The sequence below is a fragment of the bacterium genome, assembly GCA_035559435.1.
GTDB lineage: Bacteria > Zixibacteria > MSB-5A5 > WJJR01 > WJJR01 > JACQFV01.
In genome coordinates, this window is sequence record DATMBC010000017.1 from 66,407 (window position 1) to 87,485 (window position 21,079).

The following is a 21,079-nucleotide window of genomic DNA, read 5'->3' on the forward strand; positions in this document are numbered from 1 at the left end:
GTGTGATTCATGAACGAGGCGGCAAGAAGCCAATTGATGGATGAGTTTGTCGGCACGCTGGCTCCGCTGCACCTGTATCCGCTCTGGCGCCAGCAGGGACTTTTGATCCGCAAGCCGACCACCCGGGCGATTCCCTACCTGTGGCCTTATGCGCCGATCCGCGAACGGCTGCTGCGCGCCGGCGAATTGATCACCGCCGAGGAGGCCGAGCGCCGCGTGCTGATTCTGCGCAACCCCGGACTGGAGGGAAAGCCGGCCGCAACCGCGCGGTTGTATGCCGGCATGCAGCTGGTCCTGCCGCATGAAATCGCGCCGGCTCATTACCACTCGGCCAGCGCGATCCGGTTTGTCGTCGAGGGAGCGGGAGCCTACACGGCCGTCGACGGCGAGCGCGCGATCATGGCGCCGGGCGATCTGGTCCTCACCGCCGCCTGGGCGGTGCATGACCACGGCAACGAGACTGATGTCCCGATGATCTGGCTGGATGGACTGGACCTGCCGCTGGTCAATGGCCTGGAGTGCTCCTTTTTCAGCGAGATTGAGACGCGCACCCAGAAACTGACGCTGCCGGATGACGTTTCGGAGCGCACCTACGCGCAGGGGGCGATGCGTCCCGATTGGGTCGCCTGGTCGAAGAACCATTCGCCCCTGATGAAGTATCCCTGGACGGCGACGGAGCGGATTCTGCTGGACGCGTGGAAAGATGGCGCCGCCGGCACGCCCGCCGATGCGATTCGCTTTGAATACACCAATCCCATCACCGGCGGGCCGGTTTTGCCGACGATGTCCTGCTTTGCGCAACTGTTGCCGCCGCAGTCGCACACCGCGGCGCACCGTCACACCGCCAGCGCGGTTTACCATGTGGTGCGCGGCGGCGGCACGACGATCATCGACGGGGAGCCGATCCATTGGCAGGAGAAGGACACCTTCGCCCTGCCGGGGTGGGCAGTCCATGAACACATCAATTCATGCACGGAGCCCGCGCTGCTGTTCTCGTTTACCGACGATCCGACGCTGCGGGCGCTGGGGTTTTACCACGAACGCTCCGAACAACGACAGGGCTGACAACCGTGCGCTTGCTCACTTTGAAAAGCCCCGCCGGGCCGGTGGCCGCGGTGGAGCGTCCTGAGGGACGCCGCCTCATTCAGAATCAGCAGGGACAGACCTATCCCGACATCGGCGCGCTATTGCGCGAAAGCGATTGGCGCGCGATCGCCGAACGGGCCAGCCGGCCGGCGGCGATGGACTGGCCGGTCCTGCGACCGATCCACGAGCCCGGCGCCACGGTCTGCGTCGGACTGAATTATCGTCGCCACATTCAAGAGATGGGGCGTCAGATGCCGACTGTCCCCACTCTGTTTGCCAAGATTCCGCGGGCGCTGACCGACCCCGAGACCACCATCATGCTGCCCGCAGCGTCGGAGATGGTCGATTACGAGGGCGAACTGACGATCGTCATCGGACGCGGCGGACGAAATATCCCGTCGGAACGCGCTTGGGAGGCGGTCGCGGGGCTCACGCTGTTGAATGACGTCACCGCCCGTGATTTCCAGAAGCGGTCGTTGCAGTGGTTTGCCGGCAAAAACTGGGAACGCTGCACACCGGTCGGGCCGGCGGTGGTGACCCCCGATGACCTGCCCGGGTTCGGGGAACGGGAGATTGTCACGCGGGTCAACGGGCAGGAGCGCCAGCGCTCGCCGTTGTCGGATCTCATCTTCGATGTCCCGACGCTGGTGGCCGACTTATCGCGCATCATCACCCTGCACCCCGGCGATTTGATCGCCACCGGCACGCCGGGCGGTGTCGGTGACGCGATGACGCCGCCATCGTATCTGCAACCGGGGGACACCGTGGAGATCACCATCGACGGGATCGGCACCCTGCGCAATCGGTTCGACCGGGTCCGATGATCATCGATCCACGCACACTGGACCGGGCCGCGCTGAACGGGCTCATCAACGGGCTGGTGATTCCGCGCCCAATCGCCTGGGTCTCGACCCTGAGCGCGCAGGGGCAGCCGAACCTGGCGCCGTTCTCGTTTTTCAACGCCTTCTCCTTCTTTCCGCCCACCGTGGCCATCGGCCCGGGGAGCCGTCAAGGCGTCAACAAGGACACCCTGCGCAATATCCGCGCGACCGGGGAGTTTGCCATCTCGCTGGTGAGCGAGGCGTTGGCGCGTCTGGCCAACGCCACCGGCGCCGAGTTTCCCCCCGAGGTCAACGAGTGGGAGGCGCTGGGGATCGAGGGCGCCGATTGCGTGGAGATCCGCCCGCAACGAGTCGCCGCCTCGCCGGCGGCGTTTGAATGCAAGTTGCTGCAGATTGTCGACCTCGGCGCGCCGGAGCTGCCGACCAACTCGCTGGTCATCGGACGGGTTGTGCGCATTCATGTCGACGATGCGGCCATGGATGGGATGCGTCCGCGTTCGGCGGCGTTGCGTCTGGTGGCGCGCATGGGCGGGACCGAGTGGTGCCGCACCACCGACACTTTCCATCTGATGCGTCCGGCCAGCGCCGACCCTGCGGCGGTGCGGCGGGAGCTGGACGAGGGCCAATGATCCGCCTGCTGCGTTTCCCGTGAACCGACTCCTCGCGCCCCAGACCGTCGCCGTCATCGGCGCTTCGCCCCATCCGGACAAGATCGGCCATGTGCTGATGCGCAACCTGGCCGGGTTTGCCGGACGGGTCTATCCGGTGCATCCGTCCGCGGACGAGGTGCTGGGATGCCGCGCCTATCCCTCGGTGCGCGCGATACCGGAAACGATCGATCTGGCATTGGTGGCGATCCCGCCACAGGCGACGCCGACGGCGCTGGAAGATTGCGCCGCGGCCGGAGTCGGCGCGGCGATCATCTACTCAGGGGGATGGGCCGAGGCAGGCGGCGAAGGCATCACCGCGCAGGCCCAGGCCTTGCAAATCGCGCGCGCCGCGGGGCTGCGCCTGCTGGGACCGAACACTTCGGGGTTTGTGCTGCCGGCGGCGGGACTGTATGCCACCTTCGTCCCCGATTTGCCGTCCAAGCTGCAGGGTGGTACGCTGGCCATCGTGTCGCAGAGCGGTGGGGTCAATGTCAGTCTCTGTTTCCTGGCGCAGAATGAAGGACTGGGAGTTCGTCTGGGGATCGGCCTCGGCAATGCCTGTGATATCGGCTGGTCCGACGCTCTCGACTGGCTGGCGGCGGACCGTGAGACCGCCGTGGTCGCGCTGGCGCTGGAAGGCGTGGTGAATGGGCGCGCGCTCTATGAGTCGCTGGAGCGGCTCACGGCCAAGCATCCGGTGGTGGCATACACCGTGGGACGCAGCGATGTCGGCGGATTCGCCAAGTCGCACACCGGCGTGCTGACCGGAAGCCATCGGGTCAAACGCGCGGCGCTGGCGCAGGCGGGCGCGGTGGTGGTCGACTCGCTGACGGAGTTGATCGATGCGGCGCAAGCGTTGGGCGCGACGCGTCTGATGCCCCGCCGCGATTACGGCGTCGGCGTTGTCACCGGCCAGGCCGGGCCGGGCCTGATTCTCACCGATGAATTGCGCGCGCGTGGGATTTCGCTGCCGCCGTTGCCGAAGACGTCGCGCGCGCGGCTGACCGAATTGCTTCCCCCGCTCACTTATCAGGAAAACCCCGTCGATACCGGCCGTCCGGGACCGACCTTTACGCAAGTCATCCAAACGGTGCGTCAGGCCGAAGGCATCGACCTGTTGGCGGTTTCGCTTCTGCACGAACCCGGCGCGGTCGATCCCGTGAGCGCGTTGGCCGATGCCGCACCGTGTGTGCTCTGCAGTCTAGGGCCGGCGGAATCGACCGCCGAAGTCCGCGACCATCTGAGGTCGGCACGTATACCGGTTCTGCCGTCGCCCGAACGGGCCGCGGCGGGTGTGGCGGCCTTGATTGACGATGCCCGCCGGCAATGGCGAAAGTCGCAGCAGAGGCCCGGTCGCTCCCCATCAAATGCGCCGCAGTTCCGGCCCGCCGATGGCGTGTGGAACGAGGATTCCGCCAAGGAATTGGTCGCGCAACTTGGCATCGCGGTGCCGCCGCGTGTTGTCTGCGCAACAGTCGCCGAGGCGGAGGCGGCTTTTGCCCGTCTCGGCCCACCGGTGGTCGCCAAGATTTTGCACGTCGATATCGCGCACAAGACCGAAGCCGGAGGAGTGCATTTGAATGTGCGCACGGTCGATGGATTGCGCGGCGCATTGGAGGCGATGAGCCGAATCGCGGGGGGTCGTTATCTTATCGAACGCATGGCGGCGCCCGGTCCGGAGTTGCTCATCGGGGCGCGTCGCGACCCATCCTTCGGGCCGATTGTCGCGCTGGGCAGCGGCGGGATTGGCACGGAGGTCGATGACGATGCGGTGATCCGTCTGGCGCCGCTTTCGACCGCCGAAGCGGCGACGATGCTCGATGAACTGAAATCGGCGGCGCGGTACCGGGGATTCCGCGGCGATCCGCGGGTCGATGAGCAGGTCTTGGCAGAGGCGCTGGCGGCCTTGGGAAATCTGCTGGCAATGCGCAGTGATATCAACGAGATCGAGATCAATCCGTTGCGGGTCACTGACCAGGGATTGATCGCGCTCGATGCGCTGGTGGTGGCGCGTTGACCCGGCGTGACGTCATCGTGGTCGGCGCCGGACCGGTCGGGATGACCGCGGCGCTGGCGTTGCGGAGTCTCGGCCTGCCGGCGACGATCATCGAGGCGGGCGCCCCCGATCGGGTCCGTCCCGGCAGCCGCGCCATCTTCATTCACCGCGCTTCGCTTCTGCTCCTGGAACAGATCCAGTCCGGGTTGGGCATTGAACTGAACCGCCATGGCCTGACCTGGCAGACCAAGCGCACGCTCTATCGCGGACGCGAGGTCTTCCGACGGACTTATCCGCCGCCGCCGACGAACGTGATTCCCACCGCGACCAGTCTGCCGCAGATTGTCACCGAACAGGTGCTCTATCGCGCCTGTGTCGCCGCCGGTGTGGAATTCATCTGGGACACGCCGGTCACCGCCGCGTCGGCGGAGCCCGATGCCGTCGCCCTGGCGACATCGATGGGTGAGGCCTTCGCCGCGCGCTATGTAATCGCCGCCGACGGCGCGCGTTCGGCGGTGCGTGAAACCGCCGGGTTGCGTCTCGAGGGACCGCAGACCACCAACGCGTTCGTGATCGTGGATGCCGCCGAAGATCCGACCCGGCCGCTGCCGGTGGAACGTGTGTTCCACTACGAGCATCCGGCGGTCGACGGGCGCAACGTCCTCTATGTGCCATTCGCCGGACATTGGCGGATCGACCTGCAGTGCCATCCGGGGGATGATCCCGACAGCTTCAGCGGCGCCGAGGGCGCGCGTCGCTGGTTGCCCCACGTAATTCGTCCCGATTACGCTGATCGGATCACCTGGGTGTCGACGTATATCTTCCGCCAGGCGGTGGCCGACTCCTTCGCCGATGCGAGGCGGCGCATCCTATTGACCGGAGAGGCGGCGCATGTGTTCGCCCCCTTCGGGGCGCGGGGGTTGAATTCGGGGATTCCCGATGCCTGTCTGGCGGCGCGTGCCATCCATAAAGCGCTGTCCGCCAGTTCGCCCGGCGAGGCCGCCGCCGCCATCGAGCACTTCGCGCGGTCGCGCCGCGCCGCGGCACTGCGCAATCGCGCATCATCCAATGTTGCCCTCCGCCACTTGACCGCACCGACCCCCTGGCGCCGCCTGGCGCGCCGCGGCGCCGCCGCGCTGGCGCCGATGATTTCAGCCACGGGGAAATGGCTCGATCGCGCGCCCTATGGCCCGCCGCTCGGGTCGCCTGATGCCGATGGGATGCAGTATTAGTGCGTGACCGTCAGCGGCGGCTCGGCACCTTCGGGCCTCGCCCTCCTAAAATGTAATGAGGGGGCGTGATTTGGCTACTGCGGAGACAAGGGGCTTTCAACCCCTTGATTGATGGATCACCGATTCAGCGACCCTGTCAGATCGAAAGACCGCCATCGATGGCGATCAACTGGCCGGTGATGTAGGACGCATCATCGGAGGCGAGGAAAGCCACCAGGCGCGCCGCCTCCTCGGGACGTCCCATGCGCGCCGCCGGGACCATGCCGCTGATCCGTTCGCGCTCCTTCGACGTCAGTTCGACGGTGCGCGGCGTTTCGAAGATGCCCGTGGCGACGCAGTTGACGGTGATGCCGCGGGCGGCGTTTTCGACCGCCAGCGCGCGCGCCAGACCGGTGATCGCCGATTCGCCGGTCATGACCTGGCCATACTGACGGCGGTTCTGCCGCCAAGGGGTCTCGACCACAAAGATGACCCGTCCGCCGCCGTGCTGGCGCATCGGGTTGATCAGGGCGCGGGTGAGATTGTAGGCCCCGCCGAGCCCTTCATGGACGACCAGGTCCCAATCCTTGCGGTGCAGCAGATGGATTGGCGTTTCGGTGCGGAAGTCGGCGAAGTGCACGAGGATATCGACCACGCCCAGGTGATCGAAGACATCGGCGACCATGTGGGCGCATGCGATTTCATTGGTGATGTCGGTATCGATGGCCAGCGACTTGGAGCCGAACGACTGAATGACGCTGCAGAGAGTTTCGGCCGGATGCGGCTGGCCATGATGGATGATGGCGACATCGGCGCCATGCTGGGCCAGTTCGGTGGCGATGGCGCGCGCAATGCCGGACGCGCCGCCGGACACAATGGCGACACGTCCCCGCAGGGACGCGGCGGACGCGACGGCTACGCGGGGATTGTCGTGGGGTTCGGGCGCGAAGGTGAAACGTGACAGGCGGCTTTGGCCGGTGGTGAGTGTGTCGGACGTGCTCATCGATCCCCCCTGTGGCGATGGTCACGAGCGTCGTTGCGTCTCGGCCAGGGGCGGCGGCGCCTCGAGGCCGGAGCGCGCGGCGGCCGGAATCCTCCGGAGCGCGACAAACCGCTCCGGATGATCGGCGACCAGCCGCTGGGCTTCTTCGTAATCGTCGGGACGCCCGATGTCGAGCCAGAGCCCGGTGTGCTCGCAGGCGACCACCGGCAGGTGCTCGCGCAACAGGCGCGCGACCAGATCGGGAAAGTCGAAGCGTTGATTCTTCGGAATCCAGGAGAGCGCCTCGCGCGAAAAGGCGTAGACCCCCTCTGAAACCGAGAGGTGATACGATGGCTTCTCGCTGTATTCGCGCACCAGCCCCTCGCTGGTGGCGTTGAGCACGCCATACTCGGAACACAGCACGCGGCGGTGGGTGGAGATGGTGAGCAATCGCGCCGGCGTGTTGCGCTGGTGCGTCGCGAGGAAGGCGCCGTAATCCAAATCGGTCATGACATCGCCGTTAAGCACGAGGAAATGCTCGGGCAATTGCGGCGCAAGAATCGACAACGGACCCGCGGTGCCCATCGGCGCGCTCTCGCGGGAGTAGGCAATTCGGACATGATCGCCCCAACGCGACCCATCGCCGAAATAGGCCTCGATCAATTCGGCCAGGTGACCAACAGCGAACCGAAAGTCGGTGAAACCATCGCGGACGAGTTGATCGATCAAAATCTCCAGCACCGGGCGATCCCCGATCGGCATGAGCGGCTTGGGAAAAGATGTCGTGTAAGGGCGCAGGCGCGTGCCCTTGCCTCCCGCCAGAATGACGGCCGTACGGGTTTCGTGGGTGTGTGTGGTCACGATGTGATTGCCTCTCGACGTGTTGAAATGGGCTCCCTGGTTCTTTATCGGTCCCGGCACGGCTTAGCAATACGGGCGCTGCATCGACAGGCAGTAGAGCACGAAGATGGCGACGATGAGCAGGATGAAAAACCAGACGCCGGAGTTGGATTCTTCGACTTGACGTGACTTCGCGGGCATGATCCCCTCCCTGGGGCTTTGATGTGACGGACTCTGCCAGTCCGTCATGGCGGGCGCCTTCCGTGGCGCCAGGCCTATGCCCATGTCAAATCGGGTGCCAGTATGGGGACAACCCCACAGAAAAGAAGTAACGCATTGCCCGACAATGTAATACGAGAGCGCGACCTGGCTGGATTGAGGACTCGGTTCGAGAGGACGGCAGAAGCGACCGGAAATTGCCTCCCTATGCGCGGAAGGAATTTCCGCGGGGGTTTCAGTCGGTGGTGCGAGTCAGGATCCGTTCCAAGGCAATCTCCAGAGGCGGAAATTGCAGGCCAAAGCGGGCGATGGCTTTCTCGCCGATCAGTCCACCGTTGAGCGGACGCAATGCCGGGCGGCCCAGCGAAATGTAATTGGTCGGCTTGACCCGTGATTCCTCAAGTCCGGCGGCACGGGCAAGAAGGAGGGCGAACTCGTAGCGTGAGAGCACGGTCGGATGCACGATGTGCCAGAGGCCGCCCTCGCCGCTCTCGGCGAGCAGCAGGATGCCGCGGGCCAGTTCATCCACGGGCGTGACGTTGGAGCGCTGATCGGTGGGAGCCAGAAACGGCGGGTGATCGCGGATCGCTTCCAGCATGCGCGCGGCGAAGCTGGGGGGCTCCAGTTCGTCGACATCGAGAAAACTGGCCGAGCGCACGACGGCGTGGGCGGCAGCACCGGCCAACGCCGCCTCCTCCCCGGCGCGTTTGGCGCGGCCATAGGCATTGATGGGTCGCGGCACGGCGTTCTCGTCATAGGGCCCGGTAAGTCCATCGAAAACATAGTCGGTCGACACAAAAATCACGCGCGCGCCCGCACGGTCCGCCGCCGACACCAAGGCGCGTGTCGCATCGGCGTTGATGCGTTGCGCCAGGTCCGGATGCTGTTCGCAAAGATCGACATCGGTGATGGCGCCGGAATGCACGATGAGCTCGGCACGGGCGTCGGCAACAAACCGACGGATCGAATCTTCCTCCTGCAAGTCCAACGGCAGGACCGATGCCGCCGTCGCCACCGGTGTGGAGTGCGCGCCGGCCACCAGATCATGACCGCGCTGTCGCCCGGCGATCAGAAGGGCCCGTCCCAACAGGCCGGAGGCGCCGGTGATGGCGATTCGCATAGCAATGCTCCTGTGTCAGCGCGACCGCAGAAATCCGGGGGTCCAGGAGCGGCGCGCCCGGCACCAATCCAGATGGTCGCGGATCCAGTCGACAGTGTCGCGCAAGCCCTCGTCGAAGCCGATGCGCGGCGTCCAACCGAAGACGCGCTCGGTTTGCGAGAAATCGAGCGCGTAGCGGGCATCGTGGCCGGGACGGTCGGCCACGGTGGCGATCAACGACGGATCGGCGCCACAAAGTTCGCAGATACGCTGAGCGATGGCGCGGTTTTCGCGCTCCTCGCGCGAGCCCAAATGCCAGACCGGGCGTTCCCGCCGGCGTTCGCGGTCGGTGGCGATGGCCCGCAGCCCCGCCACAAAGTCATCGACATGCAGCCAGACGCGGCGATGACGGCCATGCCCATAAAGCGGCAAGGGCTCCCCCGCCAGGGCGTTGGTGACAAACAGCGGGATGAACTTCTCGGGATACTGCCGCGGGCCATAGACGTTGACCGAACGCACGATGGTCACGTCGAGATTGTCGGTGTGGCGGCTGGCGAGCGCCAGCCAGTCGGCGGCCGCCTTGCTGGCGGCGTAGGGGCTGGTGGGACGCAACGGATCGCCGGTGCCGAAGGTCGCGCCCTTCGGCGCGGGGCCATAGACCTCATCCGATGACACGATGATGACCGAAACGTCATCCTGCTGCCGCGCGCCATCCAGCAGCGTCTGGGTGCCCAGGACATTGGTGCGCACAAACCGCGCGGCATCCTCCAGCGACCGGTCGACGTGCGTTTCCGCGGCAAAGTGGACGACGAGATCATACCGCTCCGACCAGATGGCGCGCATCCCTTCGCGGTCGGCGATGTCGACTGGGACATGACGATGACGCGGATGCGACTTCGCCTCTTCCAGATTGTCCAGTGAGCCGGCGTAGGTCAGGCAGTCGACATTGGTGATCCGGTCCTCCGGATGGCCGCGCAGCCAGTCGCGCACAAAGTGCGAGCCAAGGAATCCACAACCACCGGTCACCAGAAGATGCATCGTCGGACTCGGATCAGGCGCGGTCAGCGCCGCCAATCGTAGGGGATGTCGTTGGCGTACGGGTCGAGGCGTTCCTCGTCGGGATCCGCCGCGTCGTAGGACTCGGTCGGGCAGTTGATGCAGATCACGTCGATGTCGCCGATGTTCTTGAATCCGTGATAGACCAGATTCGGAATGACGATCAGCTGCGGCCGGTCGCCGTCGCAGAGCACTTCGTCAACTTGTCCGCGGGTCGGCGAATCGGGGCGCGGGTCATAGAGGGCAAAGCGCGCCTTCCCCTGGATTATACAGAAGAAGTCGGTCTGCTTGCGGTGGAAATGCCAGGCCTTGACCACGCCGGGAAAGGCGGTGGTGACATAGACCTGCCCGAAGCGAATGAACTCACGGTCATCGTGGCGAAGAATCTCGAAGAGGCGTCCGCGGTCATCGGGATGGACCGCCAGCGGGCGCACCGCGCTGCCATGGATGCGCGACGGCGTCGGGGTCGTCATGCCGAGTTCCTCAGACGTTTGTTCACCCAGCGATCGAACGGGGGCCAGAAGACCTCGCGCGCCGTCGGCCCAAACCAGGTGCGTGCCGCCAGAAGCGAGGCATGGTGCAGCGATTCGACGGTGCCGGCATCGGTCCACCAGCCGGGCAGTGTGCCATAGGTAAGGGCGTCGTCCCGCAGGTACGAGTTGTTCACATCGGCGATCTCAAGTTCACCACGCCGGGAAGGACGCAGCCGGCGGATGCGATCAAACACCGACGCATCGAAGCAATAGACCCCGGTGACCGCAAAGGAGGAGGGCGGCCGCTGGGGCTTCTCGACAATGGCCGTCAACTTCTTCCCTTCGAACCGCGCCACGCCGAAGCGCTGCGGGTTGGCCACCTTCTTTAACAGGATGCGCGCGCCGATCCCCTGCTTGCGGTATCGCTCCAGCTCCGGGCGCAGACTCTCCTGGAGAATGTTGTCGCCGAGGATGACACAGAGCGGGCTGGCGGCGGCGAATTCCTCGGCGCAGGCCAGGGCCGCGGCGATCCCACCCTGCCCCTTCTGGTAGGTGAAAGACAAATGCCGGAAGCCGAATTCACGGCCATCGCCGAGAAGGCGCAGGAAGTCGCCGGGATTCTGGCCGCCGGTGACTATCAGCACATCCCTGATGCCCGCCTCCAGGAGCGTCCGCAACGGATAAAAGATCATCGGACGGTCCCAGATGGGCAGCAGATGTTTGTTGGTGATTTCCGTCAGCGGTCCGAGACGACGCCCCAGACCGCCGGCGAGAACCACTCCTTTGATGGCACCTGTTTGGACCACATGGACTCCGGTTGGTAAGATAAAGCCGCCGGGGCGCTTGTGTCGAGGGGCGCCCGTCGCGATAATTTCGAGAACAAACCCCGTGGGACTTCGGTATCAGTAGCCAAGATGCGGCATTTGCCCGATCCGATCCGACACTCGGTCCGTACACTGTGCCCGAATCCGATAGGAGACCCCCGATGATGCGACTCCAATGGCTGGCCCCGCTCGCGCTGCTGACTGCCGTCACCGCCCTCGCGCAACAGAAGAAAGAGCCACCCGGTCTGTCCGAACTGGAAATCGGCAAGACGGCGCCCGAATTCTCGCTGCCGGGCACCGATGGGAAGACTTACAGCTACAAGGACATTGCCGGCGAGAAGGGCACACTGGTCATCTTCACCTGCAATCATTGCCCCTATGCGGTCGCCTACCAGAAGCGGATCATCGATCTGACCGCCAGGTACAAGCCGCAGGGGATCGGCGTGGTGGCCATCTCCAGCAACGATGCCAAGGCCTATCCGGATGACTCCTTCGCCAAGATGAAGGAACGCGCCGACTCGATGAAATACAACTTCCCCTACCTCTACGACGAATCGCAGGCGGTAGCGCTTCAATACGGCCCGAAGGTCACGCCGCACATCTTCCTGTTCGACGCCAAGGGGACGCTGGTCTACCGCGGGCGGATCGACGATTCGGCCAAGGAGAATGAAGTCAAGAAGCGGGAGTTGACCGATGCGCTTGACGCGCTCGTCGCCGGGCGGGGAATCCCGACCGCGACCACCACGGCCTTCGGTTGCTCGATCAAGTGGCGCGCGGACGTCCTCGCGACGGGGAAGAAGTCTTCGTCATGAGCGTACGGAGCCCACTTCTGCGCGCCCTCGGCGTCCTGGGCGTGATCGTCCTGGTCGGTTGCGGGACACCCTCGACACCAACACCCGCGCCGCGGTCGAACGCCACCGCCACGGCCAACCCGACGGCCACCACGCCCACGGTGGTGGTCGGAGCGGTGCCACGGGTCGATTCGGTTCTGGAGGCCGTCAAAGGCAAATGGGTCTTGGTGAACGTCTGGGCGACCTGGTGCCGCCCCTGTGTGGTCGAAACGCCCGATCTGGTGGCATTGCATCAATCCCTGCGCGATAAGCCGTTCGCGTTGGTGGGCATCTCCGCCGATTTCATGACCTCGCCGACTGAGGCGGAAGCGGTCAAGAAGGTGCGCTCCTTCGCCGAGATGCACCGCATGGCTTACCCCAATATTATCTTCTCCGGCTCGACCGATGACCTGACGGCGCGCTTCCAGCTCTCCGGCACGATTCCGGCGTCCATTCTTTACAACCCCAAGGGGGAGGAAGTGGAGCGCTGGATCGGCCGTCTCGCCGAGTCCGACTTCGAGCGGATCCGCTCGCTGGTGTCGTAGCGCGCGTCCAGGCGTAGCGGGTTCGGGCTGTCTTTGCGGTCAATCGGAGGATATCTTCGCTTCGGTCGTCCGCGGGTGTGCGCGGCCGGGGCATTCGATGATGGCGCTTGAGGCAACGCTGTCCATCCGGACACGCGCGTGGTGGCGGTGGTTGGCCGCGATCGGCGCGCTGCAATTCGTCGCGGGAGTCGCCGCGGCTCGTTACGGCTGGCCGCTGGGACTGGCGCCGTTGGCCGCGCTGGCCCTCCTGCTCCCGCTATTATATCCGCGCCTTGGGCTCTTTCTGCTCATGGCCGCGATGTTCTCCAAGCACCCGCTCCCCGGCACGGATGGAATCTATGTCTCAGACGTGTTGTCCGTGCCGCTGATGGCCGGCGCGATCATGAATCGGCTCGCCTCAACGACGCCGGGAGCCTGGAGGCGCAACCCGCTGTTCGCGCCGTTAGCGGCGCTGGCGGTGTACTTTGGCCTGACAGTCGTCTGGGCGCCATACACCATACCGGCCCTCATCAACTGGGCCCGCCACCTGCAGTTGATCGCCCTCACATTGATCATCCTCGACCAGGTGGCGGAAGAGGACATCGGACGGATCCTGTTGCTCATGCTCGCCGCGACGATCGTGATCTCGTTATCCACCATCGCGGAGTTCGTCGCCAGCGGCGGACGGGAGCGTGTCTTCGGGCCCGCCGGCTGGTTTTTCAACACCTTCCTGTCGATGGCGATGATCCACGCCAGTGTCGGCGCGATCGTGTCGGCCCGTCGGTCCGCGCGACTGTGGTGGATCGCGGCGGCCGGCATCAGTTTTCTGGGGCTGATCGCCACTCAGACGCGCTCGGCGATGTTGCAGGCGCTGCTGGGGATCATCGTGGTCGTGGTGTCGACCTGGATCTGGTCGCGCCGCCGGCATGTGCCGAAGCTCCGTCGCCGCATCGTCGTTCTGGTCGCGGTGACCACGGCCATGATCCTGATCTTTCTGTTCGGACAGATCGTGTTGTTTGAGACGGCCTCACAACGGGTGGAGCAGGCGATCGAAGGCCGTTCGAACACCATTTTCATCCGTCTGTTGTTGTGGAAGATGGGATGGGCGGTGTTCACTGACTCGCCGATCTTCGGCGTGGGCCTCGGGCAGGCCAGCCGCTGGAGCGACCGGTTCGACTTCTTTCACCTCGATCCCGCCTCGCCGCGCGCCGGCGGGCTGGGCGTCCACAACGATGCCATTACCTACCTGGCCGAGACGGGAATCATCGGGACTTTTCTTATCCTTTGGATGTTCTGGCGACTGGTGAAGATGGGGTGGGAACTGTTGGGGCGAGCGCGCGACGAACAACAATTGCGCGCGCTGCTGATCCTGGCCGGACCGGTCGGAGCGATCATCTGCCACTACTTCTATTCGGCCTACCTGTTCTACTCAATCGGCGGGATGGTGGTCTCGTTCTATTTTGGGATGATGGCCAAGATGTATGTCCAGCGCGTCCACTCGGAGCCGCCAAACCTGCCGGCGCGCGTCTCGGATGCTTTGCCCGTCGCATAATGACGTATCGGCCCGCATGAATCGCAGGGACCGGACCAAGCGTGCGCACCGAGTCTCCGGTGTATGCTTCATCGACGACGGTTGCGACACCGAGTTGGAACGGCGGGAAATCCCGACGACGCGCACGGATCGCGTCAGCGGATTGTCTGGTCGGATGGCCAGCGCACCAGCCGCATCTCCCATGGGTTGGTCATGGCGTGGTGGGCGGGCAACACGCGCACGGAGTAGCCATAGCGCCCGCTGCGCTTGCGGGAGGTCGTGCCGCTGAAGGCGAATGTCCCGTTGCCGAGATCGTGGACTTCCGGCAACGGGATCGGAGTGGCGTCTTTGATCTGATCGCTGGCGTCCAGTTTGCCGAAATACAGCTCGACACGGACATCGCGCGGGGTGAGCGCGCCGAGGAAGACGGTGGCGGTGACGCCGACCGCCTGGCCGACGCTGACCCGGCCGCCGTCGTGCGCCGCCACCTTGAGGATCGCCACCTGGCCCCAGTGACGGCGGACGTGCTCCTTCCAGTCGCTGTAGGCGGTCAGCGATTCACGGTTGCCGCTCAGACGGTCGCAATCGGAGATGGCCGGCACGTAGAAGCGCTCGGTGTACTCGCGGATCATCCGGTTGGCGTTGTAACGCGGGCAGAGGGCGCGCATCGACGATTTCATCCGGGCAATCCAGCCGCGCGGCAGATTGTCGGTGCCACGGTCATAGAACAGCGGCACAATCTCCTCTTCGAGCAAATCATAGAGGGCGTCGGCTTCGATCTGATCCTGCAGGTTCCAATCGGTGTATTCCTCGCCGGAGCCGATCGCCCAGCCGCGGTCGCGCGCGTAGGCCTCGTCCCACCACCCGTCGAGGACGCTGGCATTGAGACCCCCGTTGAAGACCACCTTCATGCCGCTGGTGCCACAGGCTTCCATCGGACGGCGCGGCGTGTTCAGCCACAGATCCACGCCCTGCACCAGACTGCGGGCCAACGAAATCTCGTAGTCTTCCAGAAAGACCACGCGGCGGCGCAGCTCGGGCTGGTGGGCGAAGTGGATGATCTCCCGAATCAGGTCCTTACCGGTTTGGTCGTGCGGATGCGCCTTGCCGGCGATCAACAGTTGGACGGGACGGGTCTCCGACATCAGGATCCGTTTGAGCCGTTCCCGGTCGCGTAAGAGGAGGGTTGCGCGCTTGTAGGGCGCGAAGCGGCGCGCGAAACCGATGGTGAGCGCCTGCGGGTTGAGCGCTTCGCGGGCGGCATGGATTTCGTGATCGAGCGCTCCGCGCTGTTCGTATTGGTTCACCAGCCGGCGGCGCGCGGCCGCCACCAGTTTCTCGCGGCGACGCTCGTGCGTGCGCCAAAGCTCCTCATCGGGAATCTGCTCGATGCGCTCCCAGATGGTCTGATCGGCCGGCTGCGAACTCCACGCGGGTCCCAGATAGCGGTCGAACAACTCCGACATTTCCTGTGAAATCCACGAGCGGGTGTGCACGCCGTTGGTGATCGGGACCACGGGCACTTCCTCGACCGGGACTTCCGGCCAGCCGCGTTCGACCATGCGACGCGAGACTTTGGCGTGCAGGCGCGACACCGCATTGGCGCGGTAGGACATGTTCAGGGCCAGCGACATCATGTTGAACGGCGCATGGCGGTCGTTGGGATCCAGATGCCCCAGCGCCATGAAATCATTCCAGGCCATGCCCATCTGCTTGACGAACTCCCCGAAGTAGTTCTGCATCATCGGTTCGGGGAACTGATCGATTCCGGCGGGCACGGGCGTGTGCGTGGTAAAGACCGTGGTCTTGCGCACTACCTCCAGCGCGTGCGGCAACGCGAAGTTGTGCTCGGTCACCAGCGCGCGGACCCGCTCCAGAACGGAGAAGGCGCTGTGGCCTTCGTTGAGATGGCAGACCGAGCAACGGAAGCTGAGCGCCTGGACGGCGCGGATGCCGCCGACGCCCAGCACAATCTCCTGCTGAATGCGCCGCTCGGTGTCGCCGCCGTACAGTTCGGCGGTGATCTGACGGTCCTCGACGGAGTTTTCCGGCACGTTGGTATCCAACAGGATCACGCGCACCCGCCCCACCTGCACATCCCAGACCTGCGCGACCACGGCGCGGCGGGGGAATTCGAGGCGGATCTTCAGCGGCTGGCCCTCGGCACCGATCAGGTGCCGCATCGGCATGTTGTAGAAATCGTTGTCGTTGTACCGTTCCTGCTGCCAACCGTCAGCGTTGAGATATTGCGTGAAATAGCCGCGTTGATAAAGCAGTCCGACCCCGATCAGCGGGATGCCCAGTTCGCTGGCCGACTTCATATGATCGCCGGCCAACAGGCCGAGGCCGCCGGAGTAGATCGGCATGCACTCGGTGAGGCCGTATTCGGCCGAGAGGTAGACGATGCGCGGCTGATCGACCGGGCCGTGCGATTTCGCATACCAGGTCGCCGCGGACCTGTACTCTTTGAACTGAGCCGCGAGCCGGTCCAATTGCGCGAGGAAACCCTCGTCGTGCTGCAATTCATCGAGCCGTTCCTGCTGCATGGCGCCGAGCATGGCAACGGGGTTGTGATGGGCCTGTTCCCAGAGATCGGCGTCCATGCGACGGAACAATTGAATGGCTTCGGGGTGCCAGGACCACCAAAGGTTGTAAGCGATCATGATCAGATCGGACAACCGCTCGGGAACCCGGGGCTGGACATCGATGGTGTGCAGGGCTTTCATGGCGTAAACGCAGCGGGCGGCCATCCCGGCCGCCCTCTCCTATATCCCAAGTGTCGGCAGGGTTTGCGCCCGCCTGAATGAACTACGCTTTCGGTCCGGCTTGGGCAATTTCATCGGAAACGCCGCTGGTGAACTGAGCAAAGTTGTCGCGGAAGCGCCTGCCCAGCGCCGCTGCCGCCTCATCGTACCGGTTCGGATCGGGCCAGGTGCGCCGCGGATCGAGAATCTCCGCGGGCACGCCGGGGCAGGACTGCGGCACGGCAAAGTCAAACACCGGGTGATTCACGGTCGGCACCGAGGCCAGCCGGCCGCCCAGCGCCGCTTTGATCATCGCGCGCGTATAGCCGATCTTGATGCGCGACCCGACGCCATAGGCCCCGCCGCTCCAGCCGGTATTGACCAGCCAGACATGCGACTTGTGCTTCCGGATCCGTTCGGCCAGCAGTTTTGCGTACACCGTCGGATGCAGCGCCATGAATGGCGCGCCGAAACAAACTGAAAACGTCGCCTGCGGCTCCTTGCCCAACCCCTTCTCCGTGCCTCCCAGTTTGGCGGTGTACCCGGAGATGAAGTAATACATTGCCTGGGCCGGGGTCAACTTGGCAATCGGCGGCAGCACGCCAAACGCGTCGGCGGAGAGGAACATGATGTTGTCCGGATGGCCGGCGCATCCCGAGGGCACCGCGTTGGCGATGTGCGTCAGCGGGTAGGCCGCGCGCGTGTTCTCGGTGATGGCATCGTCGTCGAGGTTGAGACGGCGCGACGTGGCGTCGATCACGACGTTTTCCAGGATAGTGCCGAAGCGGCGCGTGCAGGCGTAAATGTCGGGCTCGGCATCGGCGGACAGGCGGATCACCTTGGCGTAGCAGCCGCCTTCGAAGTTGAAGATGCCGTCGTCGGACCACCCGTGCTCGTCATCGCCGACCAGCGCCCGCTCGGGATCGGCGGAGAGACTGGTCTTGCCGGTGCCGGACAATCCGAAGAAGAGCGCAACGTCGCCGCCCTTGCCGACGTTGGCCGAGCAGTGCATCGGCATGACGTTGTTGAACGGCAGGATGTAGTTCATCGCCGTAAACACCGACTTTTTGATCTCGCCGGCGTAACTGGTGCCGCCGATGATGACCAGACGGCGGGTCATGTCGAGGATGACAAAGGTCTCGGAGTTGGTGCCGTCGACATCGGGGTTGGCGTGGAAATGCGGCGCGTGCACAATGGTGAAGTCGGGGGCGAAGGTCGGCAGCTCGTCGGCGTGCGGGCGCAGAAAGAGCGTGCGCGCGAACAGACTGTGCCAGGCGTTTTCGCAGATCACGCGCACGCGCAGACGGTGCTTGGGATCGGCGCCGGCGTAGAGATCCTGCACATAGAGATCCTGCCCCTGCAAATAGGCGAGCACCTTGCGGTAGAGCGATTCGAAGCGGCCGGGATCGAAGGGCCGATTGACCTTCCCCCACCAGACATGGGGATGCGTCGTCGCGTCATCGACCAGAAATTTGTCGTTGGCGGAGCGGCCGGTGTGATGGCCGGTGCGCACAACCAACGGACCGGACAACGCCATCATCCCCTCGCGGCGGCGGATGACTTCCTCGTAGAGGGCCGGCGTGACGAGGTTGGCGTAGATGCGGCCGATGTTGTGCAGGCCCAGCGCCTTGAGACCGTTGAACACGTGAGTATCGGACGCCAGGTGCTGTTGGTCGAGCATGGGATGGTCTCCTTGATGGCCCAAGCCGACGACCGGCTCATGGCGGGCGGGAATCTACCAAGTGAAGCGGAGCAAAATCTATCGGAGATTCCCGGCGAAAAGGCCCACGTCCGACGGCGGACGCCACAGGCAACGTCGCGGGCCGTCAATCGGAATCCGGCAGCAGCGTGACCGGATCGCCGACACGGAGCGTGCCGCCGGAGACCACACGGGCCGTGACGCCGGCCTTCCAGCGCAGGGCGTCGCGTCCGCCGGGTCCGAGTTCCTGATTCATGCGCTCGCAGGGCGCGCAATAGCGCTCCACCGACAGCGTGATCTCGCCGAGACGGATGTGGTGTCCGATCATCTTGTTCAAGTCGATGCCGCGCACGACCACCTGGCGACGCGAGGCGCCCTCTGGAACCGGACGCCCAAGGAGGCGCGCGGCTTCCTGCAAGGCCTCCTCTTCGATCAGCGTCAGTTGCCGCCGCGGACTTTGGCCGGAGCGATAGTCTTCGGGAATGCCGTAATTGGCGCGCACTTCGACGGCATCGGCCTTGACGGCGCGGGCGCCGTCGGACCGGACATAATGAATCGAGACAACTTCAGCGGGCATCGTCATCCTTCCAGGGGCTGGTGGCCGGGATGTCGCCGCGCAGTCGCGCGACGGGGTACCAGTTGAGTCCGCCCTCGGCGAACCGCGAGCGCTTGTAGAAAAAATCGCGCTTGGCCTGCACGCTGCGGGCGAAGGTCGTGTCGGCGGCGACACGGGCATCGAATGCGGCGCGGATCTGCGGATCGGCGGCGTAGAGCGAATCGGCCAGGGGATCGATCACATATCCCTCCGCGTATTCCTTCTGCTCCAGCACGGTGTTGAAAAAGCCCCAGCCGAGGAAGGAGTCCGGGGCCTCGGGCTCCAGCGCGTGCACCGCGACTTTGCCGGCGGGTTGACGGGGATCGATGACCACCGTGCCGGCGGGATAGCTCAGCGTCGTGTCGACGCGGCGCGCCTTGCAGGCGACACGAACATGCCCCTCGTTGGCCTCCTCCGCCCAGTCGGCGCTGTCGAGGTAGTACAGTTCGACCGGCAACGTTGCCGGCGCGGCGAGCGTGCGCATCGCAACGCCATGCCAGCGCAGGCGCTCGATCACGTCCGTCCATTCACGCGGGATCAGGTACGCGCGCGGAATCGCCACCTGGGCGCGCGGGCGGAAACTGGCAAAGTAGGGAACGGTGTCGATCTGCGGACGGCTGCGATCCCATCGGGTGAACCTCCCGCCGGTCACGTGGCCGGAATCCAGCGCCGACGAGTAGTTCCGCACGGCCACCATGGTCGATTCACCCGTCGGTTGGAAGGCAATGGGCACCGAATCCAGCACGCCGCCGATCAAGTCGGCGTCGGCGCGCGCGATCGCCTCCTTCAGACTGGCCGCCTCGCGGTTGAGCAGTTCGAGCACCGCGACCATCGCGGCGTGATTGCCCCGCACCCGCGGCTCATACTCCTTGAGCGAGTGCATTTCGATCAGCAGACCGGGACGGTTCCAGAGCGCGGTGTAGCCGGTTGAGAGGCGCGGAATATCGACATAGGTGCCGACCGCGCCATCGGTGCGGTTCCGCATCGGGAAGGCGTAGGGAAAGGGCGGGAAGCCCAGGTCGGCGCAGCGGGAATGAAAATAGGGATCGAACTGCTCCCTGGTCCATTGGCGGATGGCGGCGGCGGCGTTGGGCTGCCACGGCATGGTGTAGTTGATCACATACTGCCAGTCGTGCCCGTCGGTCACATGATTGTCGATGAAGAAGTCGGGCATCCACGTCGTCCACAGTCTCAACCAAGCGCGCATTTCAAGCGCGTCGGCCTTCATGTAGTCACGGTTGAGATTGTAGCGCTGGGCGGTGACGCGAAAGCCTGCGTTCTCCGGGCCGTACTGATTGGCGCGGGTGTAACGGCTGTTGTTCTCATGGCCGTCGGGGTTGATCATTGGGATGATCAACAGGATCACGTTGTCCAGAAGCGGCTCGCGCTCACGGGTCACGAGGATTTCGCGCAGGAGGATCATCGAGGCGTCCTTGCCGTCGATCTCGCCGGCATGGATGCCGTTTTGCACCAGCAAGATCACCTTGCCGGTCTTTTTCGCGTCGGCCGGGGTGAAGGCCCGGTCCTTTGAGACAATGAAACAGTGCAGGTCACGCCCCTGCGGCGTCCGCCCGAAGACCGTCAGTTTCGCATAGGGCGAGGCCTTCTCGAGGCGGCGCAGGAAGTCGATGGTCTCGTCGTAGGTGGCGGTGATGCGGAAATCGTTCTGCTCGGTGACGGTGAGGAAGTCGTCGGCGGCGGTCGGAGACGCAATCACGGCCGACAGGATCAACGTGGCGAGGAATGACAGCAGGGCATGTCGCATGAATGGTCCTCCCCCGGCACCGGGGCCGCCGCCGGGCGACACAAAGTAAAGAAATCCTCCCCTCGTTGCCAAACAAATGGCCCGGCCCTCGTTGAGGGCCGGGCCGGTGGGAA

The 21,079-nt window shown here is 64.8% G+C and carries 18 protein-coding genes; 8 read left to right on the forward strand and 10 right to left on the reverse strand.

Annotated features, from left to right (window positions below; genetic code table 11):
• Positions 1–9: 9 nt before the first annotated feature.
• From VNN55_01525 to VNN55_01545, 5 genes are read left to right on the forward strand one after another with little or no spacing between them, the layout of a single operon-like run.
• Positions 10–1,065, forward strand: a complete 1,056-nt coding sequence (locus tag VNN55_01525; GenBank protein HWO56223.1) for a cupin domain-containing protein — start codon at positions 10–12, stop codon at positions 1,063–1,065.
• A 5-nt stretch (positions 1,066–1,070) separates the two neighbouring features.
• Positions 1,071–1,910, forward strand: a complete 840-nt coding sequence (locus VNN55_01530; protein ID HWO56224.1) for a fumarylacetoacetate hydrolase family protein — start codon at positions 1,071–1,073, stop codon at positions 1,908–1,910.
• On the forward strand, positions 1,907–2,557 hold the full coding sequence (locus VNN55_01535) for a flavin reductase family protein (GenBank protein HWO56225.1): 651 nt from the start codon (positions 1,907–1,909) through the stop codon (positions 2,555–2,557). The genes VNN55_01530 and VNN55_01535 overlap by 4 nt, the downstream gene beginning before the upstream one ends.
• A 19-nt stretch (positions 2,558–2,576) precedes the next feature.
• On the forward strand, positions 2,577–4,595 hold the full coding sequence (locus VNN55_01540; protein ID HWO56226.1) for an acetate--CoA ligase family protein: 2,019 nt from the start codon (positions 2,577–2,579) through the stop codon (positions 4,593–4,595).
• On the forward strand, positions 4,592–5,806 hold the full coding sequence (locus tag VNN55_01545; protein HWO56227.1) for an FAD-dependent monooxygenase: 1,215 nt from the start codon (positions 4,592–4,594) through the stop codon (positions 5,804–5,806). Before VNN55_01540 ends, VNN55_01545 begins: the two co-directional genes overlap by 4 nt.
• A 136-nt stretch (positions 5,807–5,942) precedes the next feature.
• Here VNN55_01545 and VNN55_01550 read toward each other — a convergent pair whose 3' ends face one another.
• From VNN55_01550 to VNN55_01575, 6 genes are all read right to left on the reverse strand, one after another.
• Positions 5,943–6,788, reverse strand: coding sequence for an SDR family NAD(P)-dependent oxidoreductase (locus tag VNN55_01550; GenBank protein HWO56228.1), 846 nt, complete (start codon positions 6,786–6,788; stop codon positions 5,943–5,945).
• A 21-nt stretch (positions 6,789–6,809) separates the two neighbouring features.
• On the reverse strand, positions 6,810–7,628 hold the full coding sequence (locus tag VNN55_01555) for a sugar phosphate nucleotidyltransferase (protein ID HWO56229.1): 819 nt from the start codon (positions 7,626–7,628) through the stop codon (positions 6,810–6,812).
• A 433-nt stretch (positions 7,629–8,061) separates the two neighbouring features.
• Entirely contained in the window at positions 8,062–8,946 is an 885-nt protein-coding gene (locus tag VNN55_01560; protein ID HWO56230.1) for an SDR family oxidoreductase, read from the reverse strand.
• A 15-nt stretch (positions 8,947–8,961) separates the two neighbouring features.
• Entirely contained in the window at positions 8,962–9,963 is a 1,002-nt protein-coding gene (locus tag VNN55_01565) for a dTDP-glucose 4,6-dehydratase (GenBank protein HWO56231.1), read from the reverse strand.
• Positions 9,964–9,986: 23 nt separating this feature from the next.
• On the reverse strand, positions 9,987–10,454 hold the full coding sequence (locus VNN55_01570; protein ID HWO56232.1) for a dTDP-4-dehydrorhamnose 3,5-epimerase family protein: 468 nt from the start codon (positions 10,452–10,454) through the stop codon (positions 9,987–9,989).
• Complete coding sequence (locus tag VNN55_01575; GenBank protein ID HWO56233.1) at positions 10,451–11,260, reverse strand: sugar phosphate nucleotidyltransferase; 810 nt, start codon at positions 11,258–11,260, stop codon at positions 10,451–10,453. The genes VNN55_01570 and VNN55_01575 overlap by 4 nt, the downstream gene beginning before the upstream one ends.
• 179 nt (positions 11,261–11,439) lie before the next feature.
• Here VNN55_01575 and VNN55_01580 point away from each other — a divergent pair, with 179 nt between their 5' ends.
• From VNN55_01580 to VNN55_01590, 3 genes are all read left to right on the forward strand, one after another.
• Positions 11,440–12,090 (forward strand): thioredoxin family protein, encoded by a 651-nt coding sequence (locus VNN55_01580; protein HWO56234.1) that lies wholly within the window; start codon positions 11,440–11,442, stop codon positions 12,088–12,090.
• Entirely contained in the window at positions 12,087–12,653 is a 567-nt protein-coding gene (locus VNN55_01585; GenBank protein HWO56235.1) for a TlpA disulfide reductase family protein, read from the forward strand. The genes VNN55_01580 and VNN55_01585 overlap by 4 nt, the downstream gene beginning before the upstream one ends.
• Before the next feature lie 100 nt (positions 12,654–12,753).
• Positions 12,754–14,184, forward strand: coding sequence for an O-antigen ligase family protein (locus VNN55_01590; GenBank protein ID HWO56236.1), 1,431 nt, complete (start codon positions 12,754–12,756; stop codon positions 14,182–14,184).
• 134 nt (positions 14,185–14,318) lie between these two features.
• Here the strand turns inward: VNN55_01590 and glgP are convergent, their stop codons facing one another.
• The 4 genes from glgP to VNN55_01610 form a co-directional block, all read right to left on the reverse strand.
• On the reverse strand, positions 14,319–16,913 hold the full coding sequence (gene glgP / locus VNN55_01595) for an alpha-glucan family phosphorylase (protein HWO56237.1): 2,595 nt from the start codon (positions 16,911–16,913) through the stop codon (positions 14,319–14,321).
• Positions 16,914–16,971: 58 nt separating this feature from the next.
• Positions 16,972–18,588 carry a phosphoenolpyruvate carboxykinase (ATP) gene (pckA, locus tag VNN55_01600; protein HWO56238.1) on the reverse strand — a complete coding sequence of 539 codons (1,617 nt, stop codon included), beginning with the start codon at positions 18,586–18,588 and terminating at the stop codon, positions 16,972–16,974.
• 145 nt (positions 18,589–18,733) lie between these two features.
• Complete coding sequence (locus VNN55_01605; protein HWO56239.1) at positions 18,734–19,183, reverse strand: MOSC domain-containing protein; 450 nt, start codon at positions 19,181–19,183, stop codon at positions 18,734–18,736.
• Positions 19,173–20,966 (reverse strand): M14 family metallopeptidase, encoded by a 1,794-nt coding sequence (locus tag VNN55_01610; GenBank protein ID HWO56240.1) that lies wholly within the window; start codon positions 20,964–20,966, stop codon positions 19,173–19,175. The genes VNN55_01605 and VNN55_01610 overlap by 11 nt, the downstream gene beginning before the upstream one ends.
• Positions 20,967–21,079 lie beyond the last annotated feature (113 nt).